We start from the raw sequence: 23353 nt of genomic DNA, 5'->3' as shown, positions 1-23353 counted from the left end.
AAAAGCGTTGATTTTAATTTTAGTTAATGATGTAAGGACAGTACCGGATGGTCTGTCCTTTTTTTACCTTTTTTTAAAAGGTAAATCTACTCATTTACACCCCTCAGCTTTAATCTCTTGCAAATACATATAGCTTACAGGATGGAACAGGACGGATTACCCGAATTAAAGTTCTAATCTCGTATAACCAAGTATAATCAATACCTATATGAGCAAGAAAAACTACAACATCATGCAATCGTTTGCAATAAGTTATACCATTTTTGCCATTTTAAAACCCTGAAGCAAATAAGAAGAAACAGCCGGGTGTAGCCAAAACACTAAAACTAACTCATTTTTTATCATGCAACAGGTAATTCTTCCATGAGTATGGATTGATTGCTTAATTATATACACCTAAAACAAATAGCACACTCCATCTAATATGCTATTTGGCCAAATAACCAAATATTTACAAAACCAATAAAATTATGGCTCTTAATTTTCATCCAGAAAACCTAAATCGACGAAAAGGCTCTTCGCACAAAAAAATCCTGGTAACAGGCATATCTGTGCTATGCCTTATAGGTGCTGCAGGCAAGGCAAATGCTGATACCAGCTATCGAAAAACAGCACTTTCAACTATAGTGAAAAACACCCCGATGAGCAAACGGGACGTTACCTTGAAAGGCAAGATTGTTGATGAAAAAGGTGAAACCTTAGTTGGTGTGAGCATCAGACTGAAGGGTAGTACCGTTGTAGCCTCTACCGATGCCAAGGGTGCTTTTTCCATTACTATTCCATCAACGGTGAGCAACCCGGTTTTGGTGGTTTCGTACATTGGCTATACCACACAGGAAGTACCTGTTGATGGAAAAACTACAATCAGCATTCAATTAAAAAGTTCGACCAATGATCTGGAAGAAGTTGTAGTAGTGGGATACAATACTGTTAAAAAGAGTGATTTAACAGGAGCAGTTGTAAGTGTTGGCGCTAAAGAAATCAGATCAAGACCGGTAACCAATGCCTTACAGGCCATACAAGGCAAAGCGGCAGGTGTAGATATCACCTCAAATGAGCGTCCTGGTCAGGTTGGAGATATTAAAATCCGTGGTCTTAGATCTTTAAAAGCCAGTAACTCGCCTTTGTTCGTGGTAGATGGTATTCCACTGCAAGCTGGCGGGATCGATGCCATTAATCCCAACGACATCGAAAATATCGATGTTTTAAAGGATGCCTCTGCAACAGCCATTTATGGTTCGAGAGGTGCCAATGGAGTGGTACTCGTAACGACCAAAAAAGGTAAAACCGGAAGATTAACCATGGATTATGTAGGTACGGCAACCATCGAAACCCTAAACGACAGGATGGAAATGATGAATTCAGCACAATATATCGAGTTTCGCCGCGATGCGTTTAGGGCATTGCCAGCAACCGATACCCGGAAATATCCAACCGTAGCTACGCTGGCTAAGGACAGAGAAATTTTTGCGGGAGACCCTTATGTACTAGAAAACATAGAAAAGGGCTGGGCAAATGGTGTTTACGATGGCAGCCTGGTTCCTACTACCGATTGGGGCGATTTAGTTACCAGAACCGGAATTACCCAGGATCATGTGTTAAGTGTGAGTGGTGGTACTGAAAAGATGAAGGCGTATGGATCATTCGGCTACCTGAATCAAACCGGTACACAGCTGGGGCAGGATTTTGAAAGATACAGCGGTAAATTAAGTGTAGAGATTAATCCTGTTAAATGGTTTAAAATGGGACTTAACATCACAACAACCTATAGCCTGCAAAACTATGGTTTCGTTGCGGCCAGTGCTTCAGGCGCTGGTAATATTTATGCTGCTGCGCGAGGCATGCTTCCTATGGCTATTCCTTATGATCCGAGTGGCAATAGAATTAACCTGCCTGGTGGTGATATCAATATTCAGAATCCAATTCTCGAGGCCGATTACAACATCAATCTTCGTAAAACCCTAAGAGCCTTAGGTTCGGCTTTTGCTGAAGTTAATATTTTAAAAGGATTAAAATACCGCATTAATTTCGGCCCTGATTTCTCTAATTTCTATAATGGAAAGTACCAGGATGCAAAATCGGTAAACCGCGATGCCGGTATTCCGGGTTCGGTTAACAATTATGCACAGTTAAACCAAAGCAATAAGTTTGCCTATACCCTTGATCATTTGTTGTATTACGACAAAACCATTAACAAGCACAGTTTTGGCGTAACCTTATTGCAGAGTTCTTCGCTGTTTCAGGATGAGTCTTCATCATTAACGGGTAGTAAAATCAATTTAATTGCTCCGCTTTGGTATGGATTAAGGGCAGGAAGCATTACCGCTCTGGATGGATTTGACACCGATTTCAGAAAATCTACACTCGAATCGTACATGGCAAGGGTAAACTACAGTTTTGACAGTAAGTACCTGTTAACCGCATCGTTACGTTCGGATGGAGCATCGCAGCTGGCCGAAGGCAACAAGTGGGATTTTTTCCCATCCGCAGCCCTGGCATGGCGTATGGATCAGGAAAATTTCATGAAAAACATCAAATGGGTAAGTCAATTGAAGTTGAGGCTTGGTGTGGGTAGTACCGGTAATTCATCAGTAGATATTGGTAGTACACTGGGCCTTTTGCAACCACTTACCTATACCTTTGGCAGTGCTGCCCAGATAGGTTATGTAGCATCAGATGCTTCTCTGGCCAACCCAATTTCATTTCCCAACAAATTGTTAAGCTGGGAAAAAACCCAACAGTATAATTTAGGCCTAGATTTCGACCTGCTAAAAGGAAGAATAAACGGTTCACTAGATCTCTATAAGTCTAAAACAACAGATCTGATCTTACTTAAAAAAATCAATATCATCAACGGTTATCCCACCTCTTATGATAACATTGGTTCGACCAAAAACAAAGGACTCGATTTAACTTTAAATACGGTTAATGTAAGAACAAAAGATTTTAGCTGGGAATCTACCCTGAATTTTTCGACCAGCAGAGACGAGATTGTGAAACTGAACGGTGGCGACATGGTTGCTGATCTTTTCTTTATCGGAAACGGGATTAGTGTAGCTTACGATTATGTTAAAGATGGCATTTGGCAAGATACACCGGAAGATAAGATCGAAATGGATAAGTTCAAGGCAAACGGACAAACATTTTTACCTGGAAGCATTAGGATCAGGGATTTAAATGGAGACCATAAAATTGATGCCAATAGCGACCGTCAGATACTGGGCCGCTATACACCAAGCTGGAGCGGTGGTATCACAAATACTTTTAACTACAAAGGTTTCGATTTATCTGTTTTTATTATTGCAAGGTATAATTTTCTTATCGCAACGGGTGCCGAATCATTGCAAGGCCGTTTTGCCCAACGGGTATTAGATTACTGGACGCCAACTAACCCTACCAACGATTATCCTGCACCTAATTATGGTAGTGCAGCAGGCGATCAGTTTAAAAGTGCTATGAACTACCAGGATGGTTCTTTTATTAAGGTTAGAAACATATCGTTGGGTTACAATTTTGCTGACAACATGACTAAAAAACTAACACTATCCAGATTAAGGGTTTATGCCCAGATAATCAATCCCGGTTTAATCTATTCGAAGATAAAATGGATAGATCCGGATTTAGGTGGATCCACCTTTAACAGAGGTGTTGTATTTGGCATTAATGCAAGTTTCTAACAGAGTGAAAAAATATTGATTATGAAAAAGATTGTAAATATTATATCAGGAGTGGCTTTGTTAGGAAGCTTTATGGTGCTTCCCACTTCCTGTAAAAAAGTTTCCTGGATGAGGAAGTGATCAACTCACGCAATACATCCGATTTTCAAAAAACAGAAGGATTAGATGGCCTGGTTATTGGTATGTACCAAAGTTTAAAATTCCATTTTAATTACACCTGGGCTTACACCAGCACCAATTATGGGGTAGATGAGTTTACTGTAGGTGGTGATAGAACCGAGCAAATGTGGAACTCCTATGATGGAACCTTAAATTCGTTAAATGCGGATGTGCAAGCTGTTTTTGATAACATGTACACCAATATTAATTCGGCCAATATTGTGATTAAAAATGTACCGGTTTATTATACTGGTGTCAACAAAAATACCCGCCTGGGAGAAGGTTATTTTATGCGTGCCTTTGATTATTTTAAACTGGTTAAACAATATGGAGGAGTACCTTTGCAGCTTGAATCGTTAGAAACGATTAAAGATGAGTTTACAAGGAATTCAGCCAAAGAAGTATACGAACAGGTAATTCAGGATTTTACGCAAGCCTATAACCTGCTTCCAACAGCAGCAGCAGAAAGAGGAAGAATTACCAAATGGGCAGCAGCCCACTTTCTGGCCAAAGCCTATCTGTTCCGTGCGAGCGAAATGAATAATGAATGGAATGGCGATACCAAAACAGCCGATCTGCAAAATGCTATTAAATATGCAGATTTAGTAATTGGCAGCGGCCAGCATAGCTTAGCAACCAACTACAGCGATCTTTGGAACTTTACAGCTGTAGATGGCGCCAACGAAACCAACCGGGAAATTATCCTGGCTGCCCAATTTTCGAACAATACTGCAACCCAGGGAAGGTATGGTAACCAGGTACACCTTTATTATCCATCTGTTTATCAAACCCTTCCTGGAATAATACGCGATATAGCAGGCGGACGCGAATTTCAGCGGATGAGGTCGACAGATTATACTTTAGATGTTTTTGACCGGGTAAATGATTCAAGATTCTGGAAAAGTTTCAAAACGCGTTATATAGCCAATAATGCAGCCAGTATCCCTAAATGGGTTAAAGGCAGCGCCCCTACTCCAGCACAAGAAGGACAACCAAAATTTACCGTTGGGGAAGAGGCTGTTTTGTACATCGTAAATGATGCCGGCGATACCCGATATACCCCAATAGTTCCCAATGCCGATCCGGCTTTACCAACAGATCTTGCCCGCCGCAAACCAACTATGTTTGTAAGGTACTTTGCTGGTCAGCCCCAAAGCTACTTAAATGCCCACGGCAATTACAGTGTAAACCAATATGTGGCTTTATCTAAATTTATGGATGGTTCCAGAAATCTCGTAGCCTCACAGTTCGGACAGCGTGATGGAATTCTGGCCCGCCTTGCCGAAACCTATTTAATTGCTGCTGAAGCTTACGGACGATTAGGACAATATGCACAAGCTATCCCGTATTTAAATAGTGTTCGCGATCGCGCAGCCTATAAAGATGGAGAAGACCGTTCTTCTTATGTTGATGGCGGAATTTCTTATAAAACCAATCCTGCAGTAACTTCAGCAATTGTTTCCTATTCAGACAAAAACACGTATTTCGAATCGAACAATATCCCGGTAACTACAACCAATACATTATCTTCGATGCATTTAAATAGTGAAGCCGATATTTTTAACTCGGGCAAAGATTTTTACGATAAAGTTGGCGCAAGTTCCAATGCAGATAAATTCACTGCATTTATTTTGGATGAACGCTCCAGGGAATTAATGGGCGAACTGATGAGATGGGAAGACCTGGCCCGCACCAAAACATTAGTAGCACGTACCGCTGCATTTAACCTCGAAGCTAAACCGATTGCAAGTAAACATTATCTGCGTCCTATTCCTCAAAGTTTCCTGGATGTACTTAAAATTGGTGGCGAACCATTAACTGCTGAGCAAAAACAAGCCATGCAAAATCCAGGCTGGTAATCAGATTGATCCTTAAAAAAAGAGCAATTTACCATTGGTTAATTGCTCTTTTTGTTTGGACATCTACTATTTATTGTAGTGGAACCGGCATTGAATAATGGCGCATTGTTGATCTTTACCTTTTATACCTGATATCTGATAAACCAGACGATGCTCACCAGTAATCCGCCGTGACCAAAAGCCCTTTAAATTATGCTTTAAAGCTTCAGGTTTTCCTAAACCATGAAATGGTGTTCTTGTTATATCTTTAAGGAGTGTCCTTATTTTTCTTTCCACCTCATCATCATTATCCATCCAATATTCAAAATCCTCCCAGGCTTCTTCAGTAAATAATATATTCATTGCTTAAAGCTCAACAGACTTTTCATTTTCTAAAGAAAATTGCTTTATTCTGCCATTTTTTAAACTTTCTATAGATTTCTCTAATCTTTTACGGTTTGCTTCTGTCGACATTAAATGTGCAGTTTCGGTAAGCGCATTATATTCTTTAATAGAAATAACCACAATAGCATCATCTTCATTATTATTTCTTGGAACAATCAAAACATCCTCCGTAGCACTTATCTCATCAAAATAGTTTTTCATATTTGTTCTGAGAGAAGAAATGGTTACTGCTTTCATACTTTATTTATTTTGTACAATCAAATGTACATCATAATGTACATAAAAGCAAATAATGTAATCCCTGTTCTTTATTTTCATCATATAAATATTAATTTTATTGCATTTGTTACTAACTCTTTTTCGAAGGCAATTCTAACCAGGTTTAGGTTATTTTACAGCGAATTACAAAGTACCGAAAGGAAAACCAGTCACCACCCCATTGGTACGATAAGGAAAAGAAAATAAAACTCATATATTGGCCTGGAGGTAAATGGTAAAAAACCTGATGATGGTGTTAACCGGGCTTAAACCACATCAGAAGGTAATTTAAGCATTATTGAAGCAGAAATTTATGAGCAGCCTTATAGCAGACTTCCGAAGTCTTGATCAAAATAAAAAACACTATATGAAAACATTAAAAGCTTACCTCCTGTTATTTAGCTTAACCGCTATCATCTTTACATCAAACGCTCAATCAAAAGCTAACATTGAGGTTAATTTCGATAAGAATATAGCGCCGATGAAACCAATATGGGCCTGGTTTGGTTATGATGAACCGAATTATACCTATATGAAAGATGGCCAGAAACTGCTGACTGAAATTTCAAAATTGAGTCCGGTTCCAGTATATGTACGTGCGCATAACTTGCTAACCTCCGGAGATGGCACGCCTGCTTTAAAATGGGGATCGACGAATGCCTACACGGAAGACGCCAAAGGTAATCCGGTTTACAACTGGAAAATTGTTGATCAGATTTTTGATACTTATGTAAAAAGAGGCATGAAACCTCTGGCTCAAATAGGCTTTATGCCTGAGGCACTTTCAACCAAACCTCAACCCTATCAACACAAATGGAAACCTGGCGCCCGATATGATGAAATTTTAACCGGCTGGGCCTATCCGCCAAAAGATTACAAAAAGTGGGGGAATTTGGTTTACGAATGGGTAAAACATTGTGTAACACGGTATGGCAAGGCTGAGGTAGAAAGCTGGTACTGGGAAGTATGGAATGAGCCGGATGGCGCTTATTGGAAAGGTACACAGGCCGAATTCTTTAAACTTTACGATTACGCTGCCGATGGACTTAAAAGAGCCTTACCAACTGCTAAAATTGGTGGTGCGAATGTAACCGGTGGTGGGACCAAGTATTTAGATGCCTTTATTAAACATTGTTTAACAGATACCAATTATGTAACAGGCAAAATCGGTTCACCTTTAGATGCTGTTCTTTTTCATGCTAAAGGCTCACCAAAAGTATCAAACGCAACTGTAGTAATGAATGTAAGGACTCAGCTCCGCAATATTGATGGCAATTATAAGATCATCAGTAAATACCCTCAACTTAAAAATATCCCTGTAATTATCGGCGAATCTGATCCCGAAGGTTGTGCTGCTTGCGGTATGAGTACTAATCCCGAGAATGCTTATCGCAACGGCACCATGTATTCGAGTTATACTGCAGCATCTTTTGCCCGGCTTTACGAACTTACAGATCAATATAAAATCAACCTGTTAGGCGCTGTTACCTGGTCCTTCGAATTTGAAAACCAACCTTGGTTTGCAGGTTTTCGCGATTTAGCAACCAATGGTGTTGATAAACCTGTTTTAAATGTATTCAGGATGTTTGGCAAGATGAAAGGGAACCGTGTTGAAGCCACAAGCAACCGCATGTACAATTTAAATGCTATTTTGGATTCGAGCATCAGAAAACCGCAAACTGATCTAGGTGTTTTGGCCACTAAAGCAGAGAGAACGGCTGCTGTCATGCTGTGGAACTATCACGATGAGGATAAAACGGATTCGAAAGATCTTGTTTCCATCTTGTTAAATAAACTGCCTGCAAAAACGATAACCATCACAGCATATCGTATTGATACTGAAAACAGCAATTCTTATACTGTATGGAAAAAAATGGGCTCGCCACAAAATCCAGATACAAAACAGATTGCAACATTAGAAAAAGCAGGGCAACTTAAAATGATTGGCAAACCCAGGAAATTTGATACCACAACCGGTGCTTTTGAAATGGAATTAGCCAGACAAGGGGTAGCTTTGTTAAGGTTGGATTGGTAGCTTTTTGCTTTTTTGCCACGGAAAGCACGGAAATAAATAATCGTTTATGACGATTAATCATAATGTTCTTTACGCACTCATTTTGAAAAGAGCGCGAGCAATAAATGTGAAATTTCCTTCTCCGGTCGTCCCCCTGAATTCATTTCAGGATCTTAACATCATGATAGATACTGACCTATAGCGAAACGGAGAGCTATGCGAGTAAAACAAAGTTCAGTATGATGCAATTAATTATTTGATTAAGGCTTAACCATCAATGGCGCTCCGTTTACCATTACGTTCTCCATTTTAACATCCTGATACCTGTTTTTCAAAAAAGGTGTTTTTGTTGTTACTTCCAGATCTTTAAAAAGAAAACCAGATACCTTATCTTCAGGATTCCCATCCATTTCGCCAAATTTTGTTGCCTCAACTTTAATGTTGGCTATCTTAATGTTCCTGATCGTACCAAATGGCTTTGCGGTGCTGCCTGCCAAATCGAAAAACTGTTTCCAGGGATTTAGATCGATAATTGCGCCGCATTTTCCTGTAATGTTCTCTACCGTAATATTTTCATAGAGCTGAAATGTATCTCCACGCATTTTCATTTTTAAAATCGGGCAGTTATTCTCTACCTTACAGTTTCGCATGGTAATATTACGCGCATGAATACACTCGCTTCCCATGGTTAAAGTAGCATGCGCTTCGCCAATGGTGCAGTTTTCAATTAAAATATCTTCAACAATACCATTTTGTGGCAGTTTTTGTGCGTCGGGTCCTTTACCACCTTTAATGCAAATGGCATCATCATTTACAGAGATATAGCAATTCCTGATGGTTACTTTTTTACAAAAATCAATGTCTATACCATCAGTGCTTGGTGCTTTTACCGGCCGAAACGGCGAGCGGATATCGCAATTCTCAATTAATACATGATTGGACTGATACAAATGAGTGGTCCAGAATCCAGCATTGCGCAATTTTACCCCTTTAATATTCACGTTATTGCATCCCCAGATAAAAAGTAACCGCGGACGGCTCACCTCCAGGTTTGTAGATTCTCTTCCTAATTTCTTAAGCGAATCTCGATGTGCCCAAAATGTCTTCCAGAATTTGAGTCCGTTTCCATCAATCGTACCTGGACCGGAAATACTAAAACCATCTACTTTTGTTGCATTAATTAATGCTGCAAAGTATTTAAGGCTCCTCCCTTCCATACGGGATGGGATAAAAGGGTAATCTTTTATTTGATCAGATCCTTTTAGTACCGCACCTTCTTGTAACAACAGTTTCGTTTTAGGCTTAAAAAAAGTGCTCCGCTAAGATAAACACCTTTAGGAATTACAATCGTTCCTCCTCCTTTTTGATAAGCCTGATCGATTACACTTTGAATGGCTTTGGTATTAAGTTTGGTGCTATCGGTACCCACGCCGAACTTGGTGATGACATAATCTTGAGCCATGGCATTTAAACCAATGGCTGTAAACAAAACGATTATTAGGAGTTTTTTCATGATACAATATTGATTTGTACAAAGCTTTAAGATTCCCGCCTGCGCGGGAATGACGATATATAATTAATTAAAAGCTGTAATACTTACAGGACCGATTAATCCTGAGGGCATTACATTCCAGCCCGAAGCATCAAAATCCTTATAGTTAATATTTACGAAATTGATTTCGTGGTAATTCCGCCACTGGATTTTTTTAATATCCATATCATGGATCCGGTTCGCCATCAAATTAACCACTTCAATATTTATGGTATTATGTCCTGCTTTTAAATATTTACCCACACGTGCCTGAAAAGGAATGCTCCATAAAATGCCTACTTCTTGTCCATTGATCCATACACGCGCACTCTCATCTACCTGGTTCAGGTTTAAAACATACGCTTTAGCCGTTTTCGAACTCAGATTAAAACTCGAGGTATAAACACCCGTACCAGAAAAGGCCTGTAATTTAGGATCTTTTAAAGTAGTCCAGCTTACCAGTTTGGCTAACTGCTGATCTGCAGGAAGCTCAGGTCTACCTTCGGTAAAATGTAAATTCCATGGTTGGTTAAGATTAATCGAATGCGCAGCTTTGTTTAAATAAACCCAGGGCATTTTGGCTGTTCCATTCTGACCGACCTTTAAAAACAGACTCTCTCCCGATTTAAGCTGTACACGAACCTTTTTATCTCTTACTGCCGCCAAACCTACATTCGAACTTTGCGGATCCATGATTAAAACCTTTCCACTTTCATTTAAAGAAAGTTCGGTATCGATATCTTTAGCGGTGTGGTTAACCAGATAATAATATTTGCCAGTTGTTGTCTTTCTCCTGATAAACTTAAGGCCTGAATCGGTTAAAGTTTCTCTGTTAATCCCGATTGCACTTAATGCTTTTTGCACATCGTTAGCCAATAAAATTATTCCAGCGCCAACTTTAACCTGTTTAATACCATCTGCGACATCCGTAAAAATCAATTTAGCCAGGCTGGTCTTCAGCTGTGTGCGTTTTGCTTCCAGATTATTTAAACCCGGAATATCTTTAGGTAATGCCTGAAAAATGACTTTCGCACCATTACTGGCCAGTTTTATCATCTGATCCAGCGTTTCCGGCCTCATCATTTCGCATTGCGGAACAATTAACACCTGATATGGCGCAGCGGCCGCGTTAGTACTGATCAATGCTTTGTTAACCGTTGATTGCTTTAACAAGCGATCGGATGCAAAATCGAACGAATAGCCAGATTTATAAAGATCTTTTGATAATTTATAAAATGCCGTTGGATGTAACCACTCGTCAACATCATGTACTTTTAAAGCCATATCCAAACCTTTAGCCTTGTTCCAAACATCATAAATTGGCCAATAAATTAATAGTTCGTTATCTGGCTTTCCTGATTGAAGAATAGATTGACAACGGGTTATATAATTATTCAATCCTTGTACATGTGGCCATAAACTGTTGTTCGGGTTCATTTCTACAGAAGCGTAAAACAGCCATCCCGGCCAGGGCACATTTGTAGGTGAATTGGTGGTTCCGTGATAAAAGATATGGTTTATCCCCGCCAAAAACAATTGTTCAGCTTCTGGTTTACATTGCGAAAATGATGTTTTAAAATGCTCTGTCAACCAGGTAAACGTTTCAGAAGAGGCCAGTTTTTTACCGCCTGTATGGGCCGCAGAAGAGGCGAACTTACACATCATTGGATCAGGATCTACATTGCGGATATCTCCGGCATCGCGCCTAAGCCCCGGGATCGGGAAGTAACTAGAACCAAAGGTTTCCGTTTCTGGAATATCAACCGCTCCATAAAGATCTAGCAGATTGCCTGGCGAACCATGCGACTGGTTTTTCGTAACCGATTTAAGCTGATGTGCCCAATTGGTCCAGTTTTGTGTAAAATTATGGAGTAAAAGTTCATCCATGGTTTCCCGGTAATCAGATTTTAAACGCGCAATATCTGCACTTGCAGAATCTTTACCGGTTAATTCTTTTATATGAGCCGCAAGATCATAACCCCTGTTTTTCTTAAATTCCTGAAAGAAAGTTGACGTCCATGTTGCGCCATAAACTTCATAGCTATCGTTAAAAAACGACCGGATACCTTGTGGTTTGCCTCCAAAAGCATCCGAAAATCTTTTCAGGTAAACATCAACTGCATTTTTATCAAGGTGATCTAAAGTAAAACCTTCCCCTCCAGGTGCAGCACGTTTAACCATCTGCCTGGTTTTACCTGCAAATACAGCATAAATATCCCAGCTGCCACTCGTTGGCGACCAATTTAAAGATCCATCGGCCTGAACTTTAGCAAGCAGATTGAGCACCTCATCATTTGGCCCATAAGCGGTTAAAGCCTGCAACTGTGCGAAATCCTGTTTGGCTTCTTTAATCTTAATGGTTTCAGTTAACTTCTCTCCCGCTTTGAGTGTATATTGCTGGGTAATCAGTTTGGTGGCGGCATTTTCAGGCTTAATCTGCGGACCGCCAAATGGCCAGCCTGTACCTGTATTCATATCTACTCCTAAACCCAAAGTATTGGCTTTATTTACCGTATAGTGCAATATATCTATCCACTTTGGCGATAAAAACTGGAGGTATTGTTTTTCAAAACCTTTAGCACCATAAATTGGTGTAATTTCTACTCCACCGAGACCAGCATCTGCGTATTTCTTTAAAACCAGGTTTAAATTCTTTTCGTCTACAGCATTTCCCATCCACCACCAGCGGGTCCAGGGCTTCATCTGCTTTTCGATAACAGGCCAACTGCTTTTGTTTTTAACAGGCTTTTGTGATTTAGCCAAACTAAAAGTTAATGTGAAGAGCAGCAGAACAGAAAAGAATCTATATAATTGCATATTTTTAATCTAAATGGAAAACCATTTCTAAAGGAAATGTTTTTGGAGAATTATCAGCATTGGTTTCCATAATATCCGCCATGTAGGCCCACCATTTCTGCACAATCTGGGTACTGCCTAAATCCTGCGAGGAACTGCCATTTTGTTGTTGCACGGCAAAAAGTATATTGGTTTCTTCATCTAAAAAATAGAATAATCGCTGATCCCATTTTCCTTTAATAAAGCAGATAACTCTGGCCAGATCTCATCATGGCGCTTTTTATATTCTGCTTTAAAACCGGGCTTAAGCTTCATTTTGAATGCAATTTTCATGTTTTTAATTTTATTTTTAATGAGTTTTAGTAACCAGTCCTGTCATTCTGAACGCAGTGAAGAATCCCGAATATATAAGTATTTAAATTAAGTCCTTCACCTATATTCTTGTCCGGTGTTTTCCATAAATTTCTGAAATTCATTTTAATTACTTTTTAACCTTGTAAACCTCGGTTCCTGCCAATAAGAAACAACCCAGGCCATAATCTTCAAAATCAGGTACACTGGTATAACTTACAGGCTGTCCGTCTTTTGGTTCTTTCCCAGTTCCTTGCATATAGCCTATAAATCCATTTTTTTGAACAGCATCTTTCGTCATGGCGTTCCAGGCTTTGGTAATGATGGGCAGATATGTAGCCTTATCTAAAACACCCTGATTTACGCCCCAGGCCATACCATATACAAACAATGCCGTACCTGAAGTTTCCTTACCACCAAAATGCGTCGCATCGTGTAAACTTACATTCCAGAAGCCATCGGCACGCTGAATGGGAACCAATGCTTTGATCATTTCGTGATAGGTTTTTAAATATTCGTTGCGATGAGTTTCATTTTCAGGGATAATTTCTAAAACACGCACTAATGCAGCCACAACCCATCCATTTCCCCTGGCCCAGTAACAGTCTTCGCCATTTGGTTCTTTATAAGGAGGCACAAAATCTTTATCGCGCCACCAAAGACCATCTTTAGCATTGTACAAACCACCACCCTCAGTATTTTTGGAATGCACATACATTTTGTACATGTAATTGTAGTAGGTGGTATCGTTGTATAATTTACCAAGTTTAGCAAAAACCGGCATCCCCATTTGTATGGCATCAATCCAGGTCCAATCGTTTACCTTGCCCGATTTAATTACCAGATCGATAGAAGCTTTAATATCTTTAATGCGTTCGGGCCGTTTATCAATCAGATAAAGATCGATATAAGTTTGTCCACAGGCCTGGTCATCAGCATTTTTTGTAGTAATACCATTTCTTAAACCCCAGTTGTGTTTTTCGCCCCATTGAACGGCATAATCGTAATATGCTTTTTCAGGGTTAATTTTATAAAGATTCATCAATCCTTCGTAATACACAGCCCTCGTCCAGATATTGCTTGGCCGCTCCCTGTTGGTCATGATCGACTTCCCTGCATCTGGCCACTTATTCATGAAATAAGCATTTGTTAATTTTAACACTTTTAAAACCTCCTTTTTATTGGGGATTTTTTGTGCAAAAAGCAACTGTGTAAATATGATGAGAATTAGAGCGGAGCTGAATATAAATTTCTTCATGGTAGTATTTCGCTTATCTTGATTAATTGGATTTAGGTTTTGGTTTTAACTCGTCAGGGCTATCTTTCGTAAAGGTATCGAACTGAATTTTCGACGGACTTTCGAAGATATCTTTCACGGTATTAAAAGCCACTTCATATTTTGGGTTAAACTGATCAGACATCATATATTGTTGTAAGCTGAAATAAAGTTGTTGCGCAGCAGGTGCATCTTTTACATCAGGTGATAGATTGGCACTTGAAACCACTAATTTCCCCTTACCTACTTTTGCTTCGAAAATCAATGCCAAACGGCGGTTCAAAAACCAGGTATCTATCGGTTGAATAATTGGCTTAAATCCAGAGGGAAAATCTTCGAGGTTCATTACCTGCGATTTGTTTACAATTTCCCACCACTGCATATCGCTGTGATAATCGGTAGGAAAGTTGTTAAAGGCTCCATGTTTTGGATCGCATAAAATGCCCAAAGTATGTGGCGGACGCATTTTAAACCACGAGGTATTCCAAAAAACAGGTAAAAAAGTTTGCACCACTTCTTTCCCTTTCACCACTTTGCCAGCTGCATTAAGGAAAACATTGCCTCCCCCGGTCAAAACAGCCTTCGCTTTGTCATCTAAACTGGTACAGTAATACACATTACTTTTAACTTGTGGCAACTTCTCAGGATAAACCCAGAAATCCCAATCGTTGGCGAATTCAGTTCCATCGATGGTAACTTCCAGTTTTAGTTTTGTTGCTTTTGTAATACCACTTAATGGAAATTTAATTTCTCCGATCGCAATACAATTGGTAATATTGAGAGTTTTAGGGCTGAAATTGCCTTTGGCTACATTCGTGCCACTTTCATCCTTGAGTGTCCACAAGAGTTTTGCATTTTCAATTGGTGCTTTTCCAAAATGTGCCACTTCTACCGCAGCTTCTAAGGTTTCGTTATTGGTAAATACAAACTTTGAAACTTTTAACAAAGGCACCGTGCTATTAGAAAAGCGCTTAAATTCCTTAGCGGTAATATAACCTTTCTCATCCCAGAAGGCATCCAGAACACCAACAAGTGCTGTTCCCTGTCCCGGATAATCATTTAGCGATAATAGCTGGTAGCCATTGTAATTTGGTGTGCGTAATGCTTTTTCGATTTCGTTTTTATAACAAAGTGCTTGTAATTTACCCGAAGCCATTAAAAAATCATGCCCCTGATCGGCCATATCATGGTCTTTAAGATCTTCCTGAAACATCTCGAAGTTTTTTGCACGATAAACACCCGTGTATTTTTTTATTTCATCGAAATTAGGAAAGGCACAATATTGCCCCATTTCGTGTGCTACAAAAGGCACTGTAAACTGCTCGATCTGTTTGGCATAGGTTGAAATACTTTCTGGCTTTCTGCCCCAGTCTAAACCTCTTGCACCAGCCCGAACCATATATTCGTTGTTTGGAATAACCGGCCAGCTACCACCAACTGACGCGCCTGTGTATAATCTCCTCGAATCTTTTGCCTTCCAATAATTATTAAACTTAGTCAGGTATTCAACCTGTCTGCCGCGCGGTTCGTTACCATAGGCCATCATACAAAAGGATGCATAATTGCCATAGTTTTTAGTCATGCGGTTGGTTTCATCATAAATAAACTGGTCAATTGGTTTTCCATCTCCGATAGAAGTGCCGTGATTCGCCCAGCTTGGTCCTTCAGGTTGAAGGTAAAAGCCGACCTGATCTGCAGCGATAAAAGCAGCTTCAGGCGGACAAAACGAATGGAAACGCATGTGATTTAACCCATGAGCCTTCGAAATTTTAAAAATGCGTACCCATGCCGCAACATCCATTGATGGATAACCTGTTAACGGAAATTCGCAATTGTTGACCGTACCACGTAAAAAAACCGGACGGCCGTTAATTTCAAAAGTTCTGCCTACAGCTTTAAACTCGCGCATGCCGAATTGCACTTTTTTCGTCTCTTTTGCCATCCTTCGATAGTAAAGTAGCTGTTAAACGGTACAATGCCGGATCGAACTCATCCCAGGTGGCGATTTTATCGCCCATTGGCAAATTGATTTCTAAGCTGCCTTCGCCATTGGTGATCTGATAAACAGCTGTTACAGGTTTTACCTGCAGGATATTTTTGGTATTGAAACTGCCTGCAGAAAGTATAATTTTTCCTGCAGAAGATTGATTGGTATTGGCTTTCAACTGAATTTTAACCCTGGCTGACTTATTTTTCAAATCAGGGTAAACCTGGATATCTTCAAAATACACGGGCGAACTGGCCACCAGCTCCATTTTACCTACCACGCCATTCCAGTTTCCTTGGGTATGGTCGGTTAAACTATGTGAATCCTGCCCCACATTTATCGCTTTGATGCGGTTATCGATTAATAAAGTGATGGTATGTTTTCCCGCTTTTAAATTTGCGGGGAGTTCGAAATTTTGCGCAACCACAAAGGTATACTGTGTTCCGGTTTCGATATCATCTATCCAAACCCTCGTTTCTGAATGGGGATATTCTAAAGATAGTACCAGCCTTTTATTCTTCCAATTGGCAGGAATTTCGATATCTTTCTGGTACCATGCTGCACCTGTATAATGTTTGGCAGGGGTTAGCCAAAAAGGGATTTTCAGGTTACCGGGTTGACGATATTTTTCTAATCGGGGATGAAAAAAGTACGAGCTATCGTAAATACTTCCTGTCCATTTTGTTTTAAGGGTAATATCATCGCCCTTTAAGTTTTCGGCCATTGAGCCTGGCAAATTAACGGATTCCGGAAGAACGGTTGAATACCATTTTCCTTTTATGCCTTCATCTTTAGGATCAATTCTGAAACGCCATTTGCCGGCAAGTGAAATGCTTTGGGCATGTGTTTGCGTGATGCTTAAAAATATAAAAGCAATGCCTATCAGCACTTTGAAAACTCGGTTAACCTGTTTCTGCATAAAATTGGACGGTTTATCACCGCTCGTATTTGGTTAGGCGGTTAAAATAAGACAATATTGTCAGGAAAGCATCCTGTAGTATCCTGCCCTATGACTTATTTCAGGTAGCTGTTCAGTTTATTATTTTTTAATTTCTTTAGGCCTTTTACAACAGCAGCTGCATTTAACTTCGCTCCTGCCTCGTTGGTGTGTGTATGATCTTTCTCGGTAAAAAATGTCTTTACTTCAGTCGCGCTTAAAGCAGCATATTTATCTTTAATGATCTGGTTCAATGGAATGAAATCGACTTTTTCGGCTTTTGCCACTTCTTCGGCCCAGCTGGCATAACTATCGTTGACTAAAACAACGGCATCATCTTTAACCGGATTGCGTGGAATCGGTGAACATACAACCGCTGTTGCGCCTTTAGCTTTAATATCGCCGATGAATTTGCGCAGGTACCAGCCATAAGTATAAACCACTTCCTGCTTTTTCTTAATCGGGTTATAAATTTCTTCACTTTCCGTTCCAATGCCTTTTATGGTACCACGGGCGCGGGCAGTATCATCTAATGGGCTGCTATCGTTATGGCCGAACTGCATCATCACGAAATCGCCTTTTTTACTTTTGCCAAAACAGCATCCCACAAACCATTGGTTTGGAAAGTACGACTGCTGGTGCCGCCAAGTGCATCGTTTTCAACATTGATTTTTTCACTGTTGAATAAATCTCCGATAAAACTTCCCCAGCCCCATAAAGTGCCGTCGCCTTTTCCTTTCCCGTTTTTAACAGTCGAATCGCCAATGAGGAATAAAGTGGGCTTTGCCTGCTGTTTTAAGATAATGCAGGAAGAAAAAATAATGAATGCTACTATGAGAACAATGCTTAAATATGTTGTTATTGGTTTCATGCTTAGTTTATTAAATTTACCGTTAGCGGTTTGATTAAACAGATTATTTTGGAATCGTCATTTCGAGCGGAGTGCAACGAAGTCGAGAACCCGAAGGCTCAGCGAAGCTAAATCTATCTAGATAGATCTCTCCATTCCGCTATGCTACATCCGATAGCTATCGGATCGAGATGACGCATCTTTCGGTCATTGCCTTTGGCCTTTCAGCTTTAGCCTTTCTCCCTTATTAAAGCAGATAGTTTTTCAAATTACAGTCTTTTAATTCCCTGATTCCTTCTACAACAGAAGCCGCGTTAATTTTTGCGCCTTCTAAATTGGTGTGGGTATGATCGCCCGGGAAATAGAGTTTTACTTTATCCGGACCGAGCGCATCATATTTATCGGCCGTTATTTTATTCAGGTCAACGAAACAGGCATTTTCTTCTTTGGCTACATCAGCGGTCCATTTTCCGAAATCGTTATTGGCCCGAACCACTTTACCATCTTTAAAAATATTTCTGGGGATCATGGAAAGTACAATAGGCGTAGCACCCTTTGCTTTGGTTTCGCGTACAAATTTGCGGATATACCAGCCATAGGTATGCACGGTTTCTACTTTTCCATCTGGCCAGGTTAATACTTTGGTTTCTTCACCGGTTCCTCTTAGCACACCTCTTCTTCCGGCTTTTGTAGTATCAGGTACGCTTCCGTCGTTATGTCCAAACTGCATCGTAACAAAATCGCCTGGCTTTAATGTTTCCAAAACCTTATCCCACCTGCCTTCCGATAAAAAAGTTCGCGTACTCCTTCCGGCCATGGCGTTATTTTCTACATGAATTTTTGTGGTATCAAATAGTGAAGCAATGGGCGTTCCCCAGCCCCAGGTTTCTTTGTTCAAATTGCGAACAGTAGAATCACCAATGGTATGCAGGGCGGGTTTATGTTGAGCGATAAAGGCAGCAGAACAAATAATGATGATCATTCCTGCCAGGATAAAGCTGTATTTTTTCATTTTTATTTATGATTATTATGGTACATAATTAATATTTTTGGGGTTCTACAAGTGTGATATTGGGTTTTGGTGCTTTCTTCATTCCGAAGCCGAAATAGAAACCCGTATGTGGCGGTTGGTTGTAGCCATCGTTTTGCCAGGCTATACTTAAACGGTACTGCGGATCGTGCATTAAAGTATAATTGCGGTGTGCTGTCGGTATCGTGGTGGTATAAATGCGTAAACTTTGGTTGTCATAAGATCTTAAGATCAACTCTTCACGCCAATCGCCAAAAATATCGGCGCTTAATGCTGGTGTAGATTTGGTTCCGTTGTTAGCAACAGCTCCATCAGCCGTAAAAAGCCTGCCACCATTGTATTTATCAATGTGGTTTGCATCTAAAAGTTCTCTCGATAAATCATCGTCCCAATAAATCAGAAAATTAGTTGACCTTGGCTGATCCTCAATTCTATTGCCTTTTATATCATATAATCCATTCGATCCCGACCACCACATCTGTGCACCGAAACGGCTATTGTCAATATTATCAGCCACTCCCCGGCCTACATCCTCATCGGGTGATCCTTTCCACAATATTTCGCCAGTTTTCGCATCGTAAACGGCCACACCAGGCCCTTTTGTACCTTCTTCTATTTCATGGACACCAAAAACTTCTAAACCAGGGTGTTCCGGATCAAGATCTGAAACATGAATGGTGTCACCGTGCCTCAATCCTGTGGTATATAATCCTTTTCCATTATCATCCACACACATCGAACCGTAAATGATCTCATCCTTTCCATCGCCATCTACATCTGCAACCGTAAGATTGTGGTTCCCTTGACCTGAAAATGGATTTTTAGTATCTTTAGTATCAAATATCCATCTTGAAGTTAGTTTACCATTGCGCCAGTCCCAGGCTGCCAAAACCGTTCTGCCGTAATAACCTCTGCACATCACTACACTTGGATGCATGCCATCTAAATAGGCCACGCAGGCATTAAACCGATCTACCCGATTACCCGTATTATCGTTTTTTCCATTCCCACCTCTGCCACCCCAGGCACCGATACTGCCACGGGCCGGAATATAATCGGTAGTAGCCAAAGCTTCACCTGTTCTACCGCTAAATACAGTTAAAAATTCAGGACCATCCAATATTTTACCATTCGCGTTGCGCCAGTCTTTAGTCGCATCGCCAATTACTTTTCCTTTGCCATCTATTGTTCCGTCGGCAGTTTTACATACCATTTCGGCAATGCCATCGCCATCCAGATCATACACCATAAACTGGGTGTAATGGGCACCTTCGCGGATGTTTCTCCCTAAATTAATCTCCCACAAAAAAATTCCGTCTAATTTATAAGCCTGAAAAATTGGCGGATCGGTAATACCGTTTGATGAGTTATCCCTACTCCGGCCAGTTTGGTGCAATACAATTTCGTATTCACCATCTCCATCCAGATCGCCTGCCGAAGCATCGTTAGGCGTATAACCTGCTGGTGTTTTTAATGGAATAGTTAAATATTGCTGAATAGGTGGTTTGGCTGGCAACCTGAAAGGTTTACTCGCTTCTAATTCAGTGCCTTTTAAAATGGGTTTTACAAAATAGCTGTTCGGAAGATCGAATTTAACCCCTGCATCTACAAAATTGGTGCTATTGGTAATGGGATCGTGATTGAGTTTTATGGCTTCATTATTTCCGGATTTGCGGTATAAGTTAAAAGCAATTTCACCGGTATCAGTACCCAGCATCCGCCAACCAACATAAATAGAATCGTTATTTTGCCGCACTGCAATTACACCGCGGCCCAGTTTTTCCATTTGGCGCTGGCCGAAAAGCTTAGTCGCAAAGAACAAGCTGATTATGAAACAGGAAACGGTAATGGTTTTGGTCATCATGGCTTGTGTACAAGCTTAATTAAAAAATAGAATCGATTCATGGTTTATTAAACTTTATAGGCAGTCTTGGCCGATATAGCTACTCCTTTACCGGTAATTACAATGGGCTTGATCAATACCAGAATATCGAGGAAACGAAGGCTCATCAATGCATGATTTGGCTAGTAAATTTAACAACTGCCGGGTAACCGCTATTAAAGATTCATGTCCAATGTAAATAGTATATTTTTAAGGCGCATCCTGTAGTATCCTGCTTTTCGAAAATGACAATAAGCTATAATAAAGATTTCTGCAGCTAAATTTTAAACATTAAGCAAAATTCACTTTACTGAAGCCTTTTACACTTTCCATTTATATTTCTTTGCTTATCTCAATTTCGCTAATGCAAAGATTGTAGAATTTAAAAACAAAATAGCTGAAAAAGAAAAAAATAAATGTTTAGTTAACGTTTATTATTTTAAATATTTTACTTTTACCTTTAGGATCTTCCAAATATTAAACCGTATGAAATTAAATTACCCTGTAAAAAGTGTGTTTTCGGCATGCATAGCGTATGCAATTGGAATTGGCTATACTACAGAAGTGCATGCACAAACTGTAAAAGTGATCAAAGTTAAAACAGACCGTTCTATTGCCAAAGTGCAACCGAATATGTGGGGTGTTTTTTTGAGGATATTAACTTTGGCGCCGATGGCGGTATTTATGCCGAACTCATCAAAAACCGCTCTTTCGAATTTGCAAAACCGCTAATGGGCTGGACGATCCAGCGCAAAAAACAGCAAGAAGGCGAAATATTGGTAGTAAACCGCAAAGAGGTAAACACTGCAAATCCCAGATATTTACAGGTAAAAAAACAAACCGACGATTTTGAGCTGGTAAATGAAGGATTTAAAGGTATTGGTGTAAAAAAGGATTACGCTACGATTTTTCATTGATGTACCGTCAATCAACTCCGGGGGTTAAACTTGTACTCCAGTTAAAAGATGCGAATAATAAAATTATTGGACAGGGAAGTTTAACACCTGATCAAACAGGTAGTGACTGGAAAAAACAATCAGCAAGTTTTACCGCTACTGAAACCGATCCAAAAGCTAAGTTCTCCATTCTGTTTCAGGGAAATGGAAACATCGACCTGGACATGATCAGCCTTTTCCCTGGCGATACCTGGAAAAACCGTCCACGAGGGTTAAGGGCAGATATGGTGCAGTTATTGGCAGATATGAAACCTGGTTTTATCCGTTTCCCAGGCGGCTGTATTGTAGAAGGAACCGATCTGGCGAACCGCTACCAGTGGAAAAAAACCATTGGCCCGATTGAAAACAGACAACTGATTATCAACCGTTGGAACACCGAATTTGCAAACCGCTCTGCACCAGATTATTACCAGAGTTTTGGTTTAGGCTTCTTTGAGTATTTCCAACTGGCAGAAGATATAGGCTCAGATGCCTTGCCAATATTAAATTGTGGTATGGCCTGCCAGTTCAACTCTGCTGAAGTAGCTTCACTTGAAGAACTTGATCCTTATGTACAGGATGCACTAGACCTGATTGAATTTGCCAATGGCGATGTAACCACCAAATGGGGAAAAATGAGGGCAAATCTTGGTCATCCAAAACCTTTCAATTTAAAAATGATGGGCGTTGGCAACGAAAACTGGGGGCCACAATACCTGGAAAGGTTAGCCATTTTTACTAAAGCCATAAAAGCTAAATATCCCGATTTTAAACTGATCAACAGCTCGGGAACCGATCCTGAAGGCGATCGCTTTAACTTGCTAAACACCACCTTAAGAAGCAATAATGCCGATTTTATCGATGAACACTATTACCGCTCTGCCGATTGGTTTTTAAAAATGCCGGCCGTTACGATAACTATCCAAGAAACGGATCCAAGGTTTTTGTTGGCGAATATGCAGTGCATGCAGACAATAGTATCGTTGGAAGTAACCGCAACAACTGGCAAAGTGCATTGGCTTCGGCTTCGTTAATGACAGGTTTGGAGCGTAATGCCGATGTGGTACAAATGGCCTCTTATGCTCCGCTTTTCGCTAATATCGATGCCTGGCAATGGGCGCCCGATATGATCTGGGTAGATAACCTGAAATCGTACGGAACACCTGATTATTATGTACAAAAACAGTTTTCTACCAATAAGGGAACGGATGTAGTTTCGATTACACTTGATGAGAAGAACATTATCGGTCAGGATGGACTTTACGCGTCTGCGGTAACCGATCAGGCAAAAAAGAACTGATCATTAAAATCGCCAACAACTCCGGTCAATCGCAGAACATTGATTTTGACCTTGAAGGAAAAATAAAATTAAAAAATAAGGCCACTAATGAGGAGATAGCGAACAGCAACCTGACTCAGGTTAATTC

General features: G+C 40.2%; 18 protein-coding genes and 1 pseudogene. 6 read left to right on the top strand and 13 right to left on the bottom strand.

What is annotated here, in order from left to right; genetic code table 11:
- Window positions 1-470: 470 nt before the first annotated feature.
- Both ACQ86H_RS09590 and ACQ86H_RS09585 read left to right on the top strand, forming a co-directional pair.
- The gene (locus tag ACQ86H_RS09590) at window positions 471-3677 is read left to right on the top strand and encodes a SusC/RagA family TonB-linked outer membrane protein (protein ID WP_431294658.1); all 3207 of its coding nucleotides are present in this window, start codon (window positions 471-473) and stop codon (window positions 3675-3677) included.
- 116 nt (window positions 3678-3793) lie between these two features.
- Window positions 3794-5695, top strand: a complete 1902-nt coding sequence (locus ACQ86H_RS09585; RefSeq protein ID WP_431294657.1) for a RagB/SusD family nutrient uptake outer membrane protein — start codon at window positions 3794-3796, stop codon at window positions 5693-5695.
- A 66-nt stretch (window positions 5696-5761) separates the two neighbouring features.
- Here the strand turns inward: ACQ86H_RS09585 and ACQ86H_RS09580 are convergent, their stop codons facing one another.
- Complete coding sequence (locus tag ACQ86H_RS09580; RefSeq protein ID WP_431294656.1) at window positions 5762-6037, bottom strand: Txe/YoeB family addiction module toxin; 276 nt, start codon at window positions 6035-6037, stop codon at window positions 5762-5764.
- Window positions 6038-6040: 3 nt separating this feature from the next.
- Window positions 6041-6316, bottom strand: a complete 276-nt coding sequence (locus tag ACQ86H_RS09575; RefSeq protein WP_431294655.1) for a type II toxin-antitoxin system Phd/YefM family antitoxin — start codon at window positions 6314-6316, stop codon at window positions 6041-6043.
- Window positions 6317-6704: 388 nt separating this feature from the next.
- On the opposite strand from ACQ86H_RS09575, the gene ACQ86H_RS09570 reads away from it, so the two are divergent.
- Entirely contained in the window at window positions 6705-8372 is a 1668-nt protein-coding gene (locus ACQ86H_RS09570) for a GH39 family glycosyl hydrolase (protein ID WP_431294654.1), read from the top strand.
- 239 nt (window positions 8373-8611) lie between these two features.
- Here ACQ86H_RS09570 and ACQ86H_RS09565 read toward each other — a convergent pair whose 3' ends face one another.
- The 11 genes and pseudogenes from ACQ86H_RS09565 to ACQ86H_RS09515 form a co-directional block, all read right to left on the bottom strand.
- A complete protein-coding gene (locus ACQ86H_RS09565; RefSeq protein ID WP_431294653.1) occupies window positions 8612-9637 on the bottom strand; it encodes a glycoside hydrolase family 28 protein in 1026 nt (341 codons plus the stop codon).
- A complete protein-coding gene (locus ACQ86H_RS09560) occupies window positions 9613-9864 on the bottom strand; it encodes a hypothetical protein (RefSeq protein WP_431294652.1) in 252 nt (83 codons plus the stop codon). The genes ACQ86H_RS09565 and ACQ86H_RS09560 overlap by 25 nt, the downstream gene beginning before the upstream one ends.
- Window positions 9865-9927: 63 nt before the next feature.
- Window positions 9928-12699 carry a glycosyl hydrolase gene (locus tag ACQ86H_RS09555; RefSeq protein WP_431294651.1) on the bottom strand — a complete coding sequence of 924 codons (2772 nt, stop codon included), beginning with the start codon at window positions 12697-12699 and terminating at the stop codon, window positions 9928-9930.
- 4 nt (window positions 12700-12703) lie between these two features.
- Window positions 12704-12993: pseudogene (gene rhaM, locus ACQ86H_RS09550) on the bottom strand (L-rhamnose mutarotase).
- 166 nt (window positions 12994-13159) lie between these two features.
- On the bottom strand, window positions 13160-14287 hold the full coding sequence (locus tag ACQ86H_RS09545) for a glycoside hydrolase family 88/105 protein (protein WP_431294650.1): 1128 nt from the start codon (window positions 14285-14287) through the stop codon (window positions 13160-13162).
- Window positions 14288-14309: 22 nt separating this feature from the next.
- Complete coding sequence (locus ACQ86H_RS09540; RefSeq protein WP_431294649.1) at window positions 14310-16247, bottom strand: glycoside hydrolase family 2 TIM barrel-domain containing protein; 1938 nt, start codon at window positions 16245-16247, stop codon at window positions 14310-14312.
- Window positions 16201-17211, bottom strand: a complete 1011-nt coding sequence (locus ACQ86H_RS09535) for a sugar-binding domain-containing protein (RefSeq protein WP_431294648.1) — start codon at window positions 17209-17211, stop codon at window positions 16201-16203. The genes ACQ86H_RS09540 and ACQ86H_RS09535 overlap by 47 nt, the downstream gene beginning before the upstream one ends.
- Window positions 17212-17306: 95 nt before the next feature.
- Window positions 17307-17837, bottom strand: a complete 531-nt coding sequence (locus ACQ86H_RS09530; protein ID WP_431294647.1) for a GDSL-type esterase/lipase family protein — start codon at window positions 17835-17837, stop codon at window positions 17307-17309.
- The gene (locus ACQ86H_RS09525; RefSeq protein ID WP_431294646.1) at window positions 17795-18100 is read right to left on the bottom strand and encodes a hypothetical protein; all 306 of its coding nucleotides are present in this window, start codon (window positions 18098-18100) and stop codon (window positions 17795-17797) included. Before ACQ86H_RS09525 ends, ACQ86H_RS09530 begins: the two co-directional genes overlap by 43 nt.
- 226 nt (window positions 18101-18326) lie before the next feature.
- Window positions 18327-19091, bottom strand: a complete 765-nt coding sequence (locus tag ACQ86H_RS09520) for a rhamnogalacturonan acetylesterase (RefSeq protein ID WP_138822129.1) — start codon at window positions 19089-19091, stop codon at window positions 18327-18329.
- Window positions 19092-19119: 28 nt separating this feature from the next.
- The gene (locus tag ACQ86H_RS09515) at window positions 19120-20973 is read right to left on the bottom strand and encodes a rhamnogalacturonan lyase (protein ID WP_431294645.1); all 1854 of its coding nucleotides are present in this window, start codon (window positions 20971-20973) and stop codon (window positions 19120-19122) included.
- 653 nt (window positions 20974-21626) lie between these two features.
- On the opposite strand from ACQ86H_RS09515, the gene ACQ86H_RS09510 reads away from it, so the two are divergent.
- Genes ACQ86H_RS09510 through ACQ86H_RS09500 form a run of 3 tightly spaced genes read left to right on the top strand, consistent with a single transcriptional unit; the run spans window position 21627 to window position 23226 of the window.
- Complete coding sequence (locus ACQ86H_RS09510; RefSeq protein WP_431294644.1) at window positions 21627-21908, top strand: hypothetical protein; 282 nt, start codon at window positions 21627-21629, stop codon at window positions 21906-21908.
- Window positions 21908-22960 (top strand): hypothetical protein, encoded by a 1053-nt coding sequence (locus ACQ86H_RS09505; RefSeq protein ID WP_431294643.1) that lies wholly within the window; start codon window positions 21908-21910, stop codon window positions 22958-22960. Before ACQ86H_RS09510 ends, ACQ86H_RS09505 begins: the two co-directional genes overlap by 1 nt.
- The gene (locus tag ACQ86H_RS09500; protein WP_431294642.1) at window positions 22888-23226 is read left to right on the top strand and encodes an alpha-L-arabinofuranosidase C-terminal domain-containing protein; all 339 of its coding nucleotides are present in this window, start codon (window positions 22888-22890) and stop codon (window positions 23224-23226) included. Before ACQ86H_RS09505 ends, ACQ86H_RS09500 begins: the two co-directional genes overlap by 73 nt.
- The last annotated feature ends 127 nt before the right edge of the window (window positions 23227-23353 follow it).

It is taken from the genome of Pedobacter sp. P26, assembly GCF_050632135.1.
Lineage (GTDB): Bacteria > Bacteroidota > Bacteroidia > Sphingobacteriales > Sphingobacteriaceae > Pedobacter.
The sequence above is the reverse complement of the archived record's forward strand: the minus strand, read 5'-3'. Positions and strand labels throughout refer to the sequence as shown.

Coding starts and splice junctions, on each gene's coding strand:
- ACQ86H_RS09535 (WP_431294648.1), bottom strand. CDS start 17,211: ATGCAGAAACAGGTTAACCGAGTTTTCAAAGTGCTGATAGGCATTGCT.
- ACQ86H_RS09545 (WP_431294650.1), bottom strand. CDS start 14,287: ATGAAGAAATTTATATTCAGCTCCGCTCTAATTCTCATCATATTTACA.
- ACQ86H_RS09570 (WP_431294654.1), top strand. CDS start 6,705: ATGAAAACATTAAAAGCTTACCTCCTGTTATTTAGCTTAACCGCTATC.
- ACQ86H_RS09515 (WP_431294645.1), bottom strand. CDS start 20,973: ATGATGACCAAAACCATTACCGTTTCCTGTTTCATAATCAGCTTGTTC.
- ACQ86H_RS09560 (WP_431294652.1), bottom strand. CDS start 9,864: ATGAAAAAACTCCTAATAATCGTTTTGTTTACAGCCATTGGTTTAAAT.
- ACQ86H_RS09590 (WP_431294658.1), top strand. CDS start 471: ATGGCTCTTAATTTTCATCCAGAAAACCTAAATCGACGAAAAGGCTCT.
- ACQ86H_RS09580 (WP_431294656.1), bottom strand. CDS start 6,037: ATGAATATATTATTTACTGAAGAAGCCTGGGAGGATTTTGAATATTGG.
- ACQ86H_RS09520 (WP_138822129.1), bottom strand. CDS start 19,091: ATGAAAAAATACAGCTTTATCCTGGCAGGAATGATCATCATTATTTGT.
- ACQ86H_RS09525 (WP_431294646.1), bottom strand. CDS start 18,100: ATGAAACCAATAACAACATATTTAAGCATTGTTCTCATAGTAGCATTC.
- ACQ86H_RS09505 (WP_431294643.1), top strand. CDS start 21,908: ATGTACCGTCAATCAACTCCGGGGGTTAAACTTGTACTCCAGTTAAAA.
- ACQ86H_RS09555 (WP_431294651.1), bottom strand. CDS start 12,699: ATGCAATTATATAGATTCTTTTCTGTTCTGCTGCTCTTCACATTAACT.
- ACQ86H_RS09540 (WP_431294649.1), bottom strand. CDS start 16,247: ATGGCAAAAGAGACGAAAAAAGTGCAATTCGGCATGCGCGAGTTTAAA.
- ACQ86H_RS09575 (WP_431294655.1), bottom strand. CDS start 6,316: ATGAAAGCAGTAACCATTTCTTCTCTCAGAACAAATATGAAAAACTAT.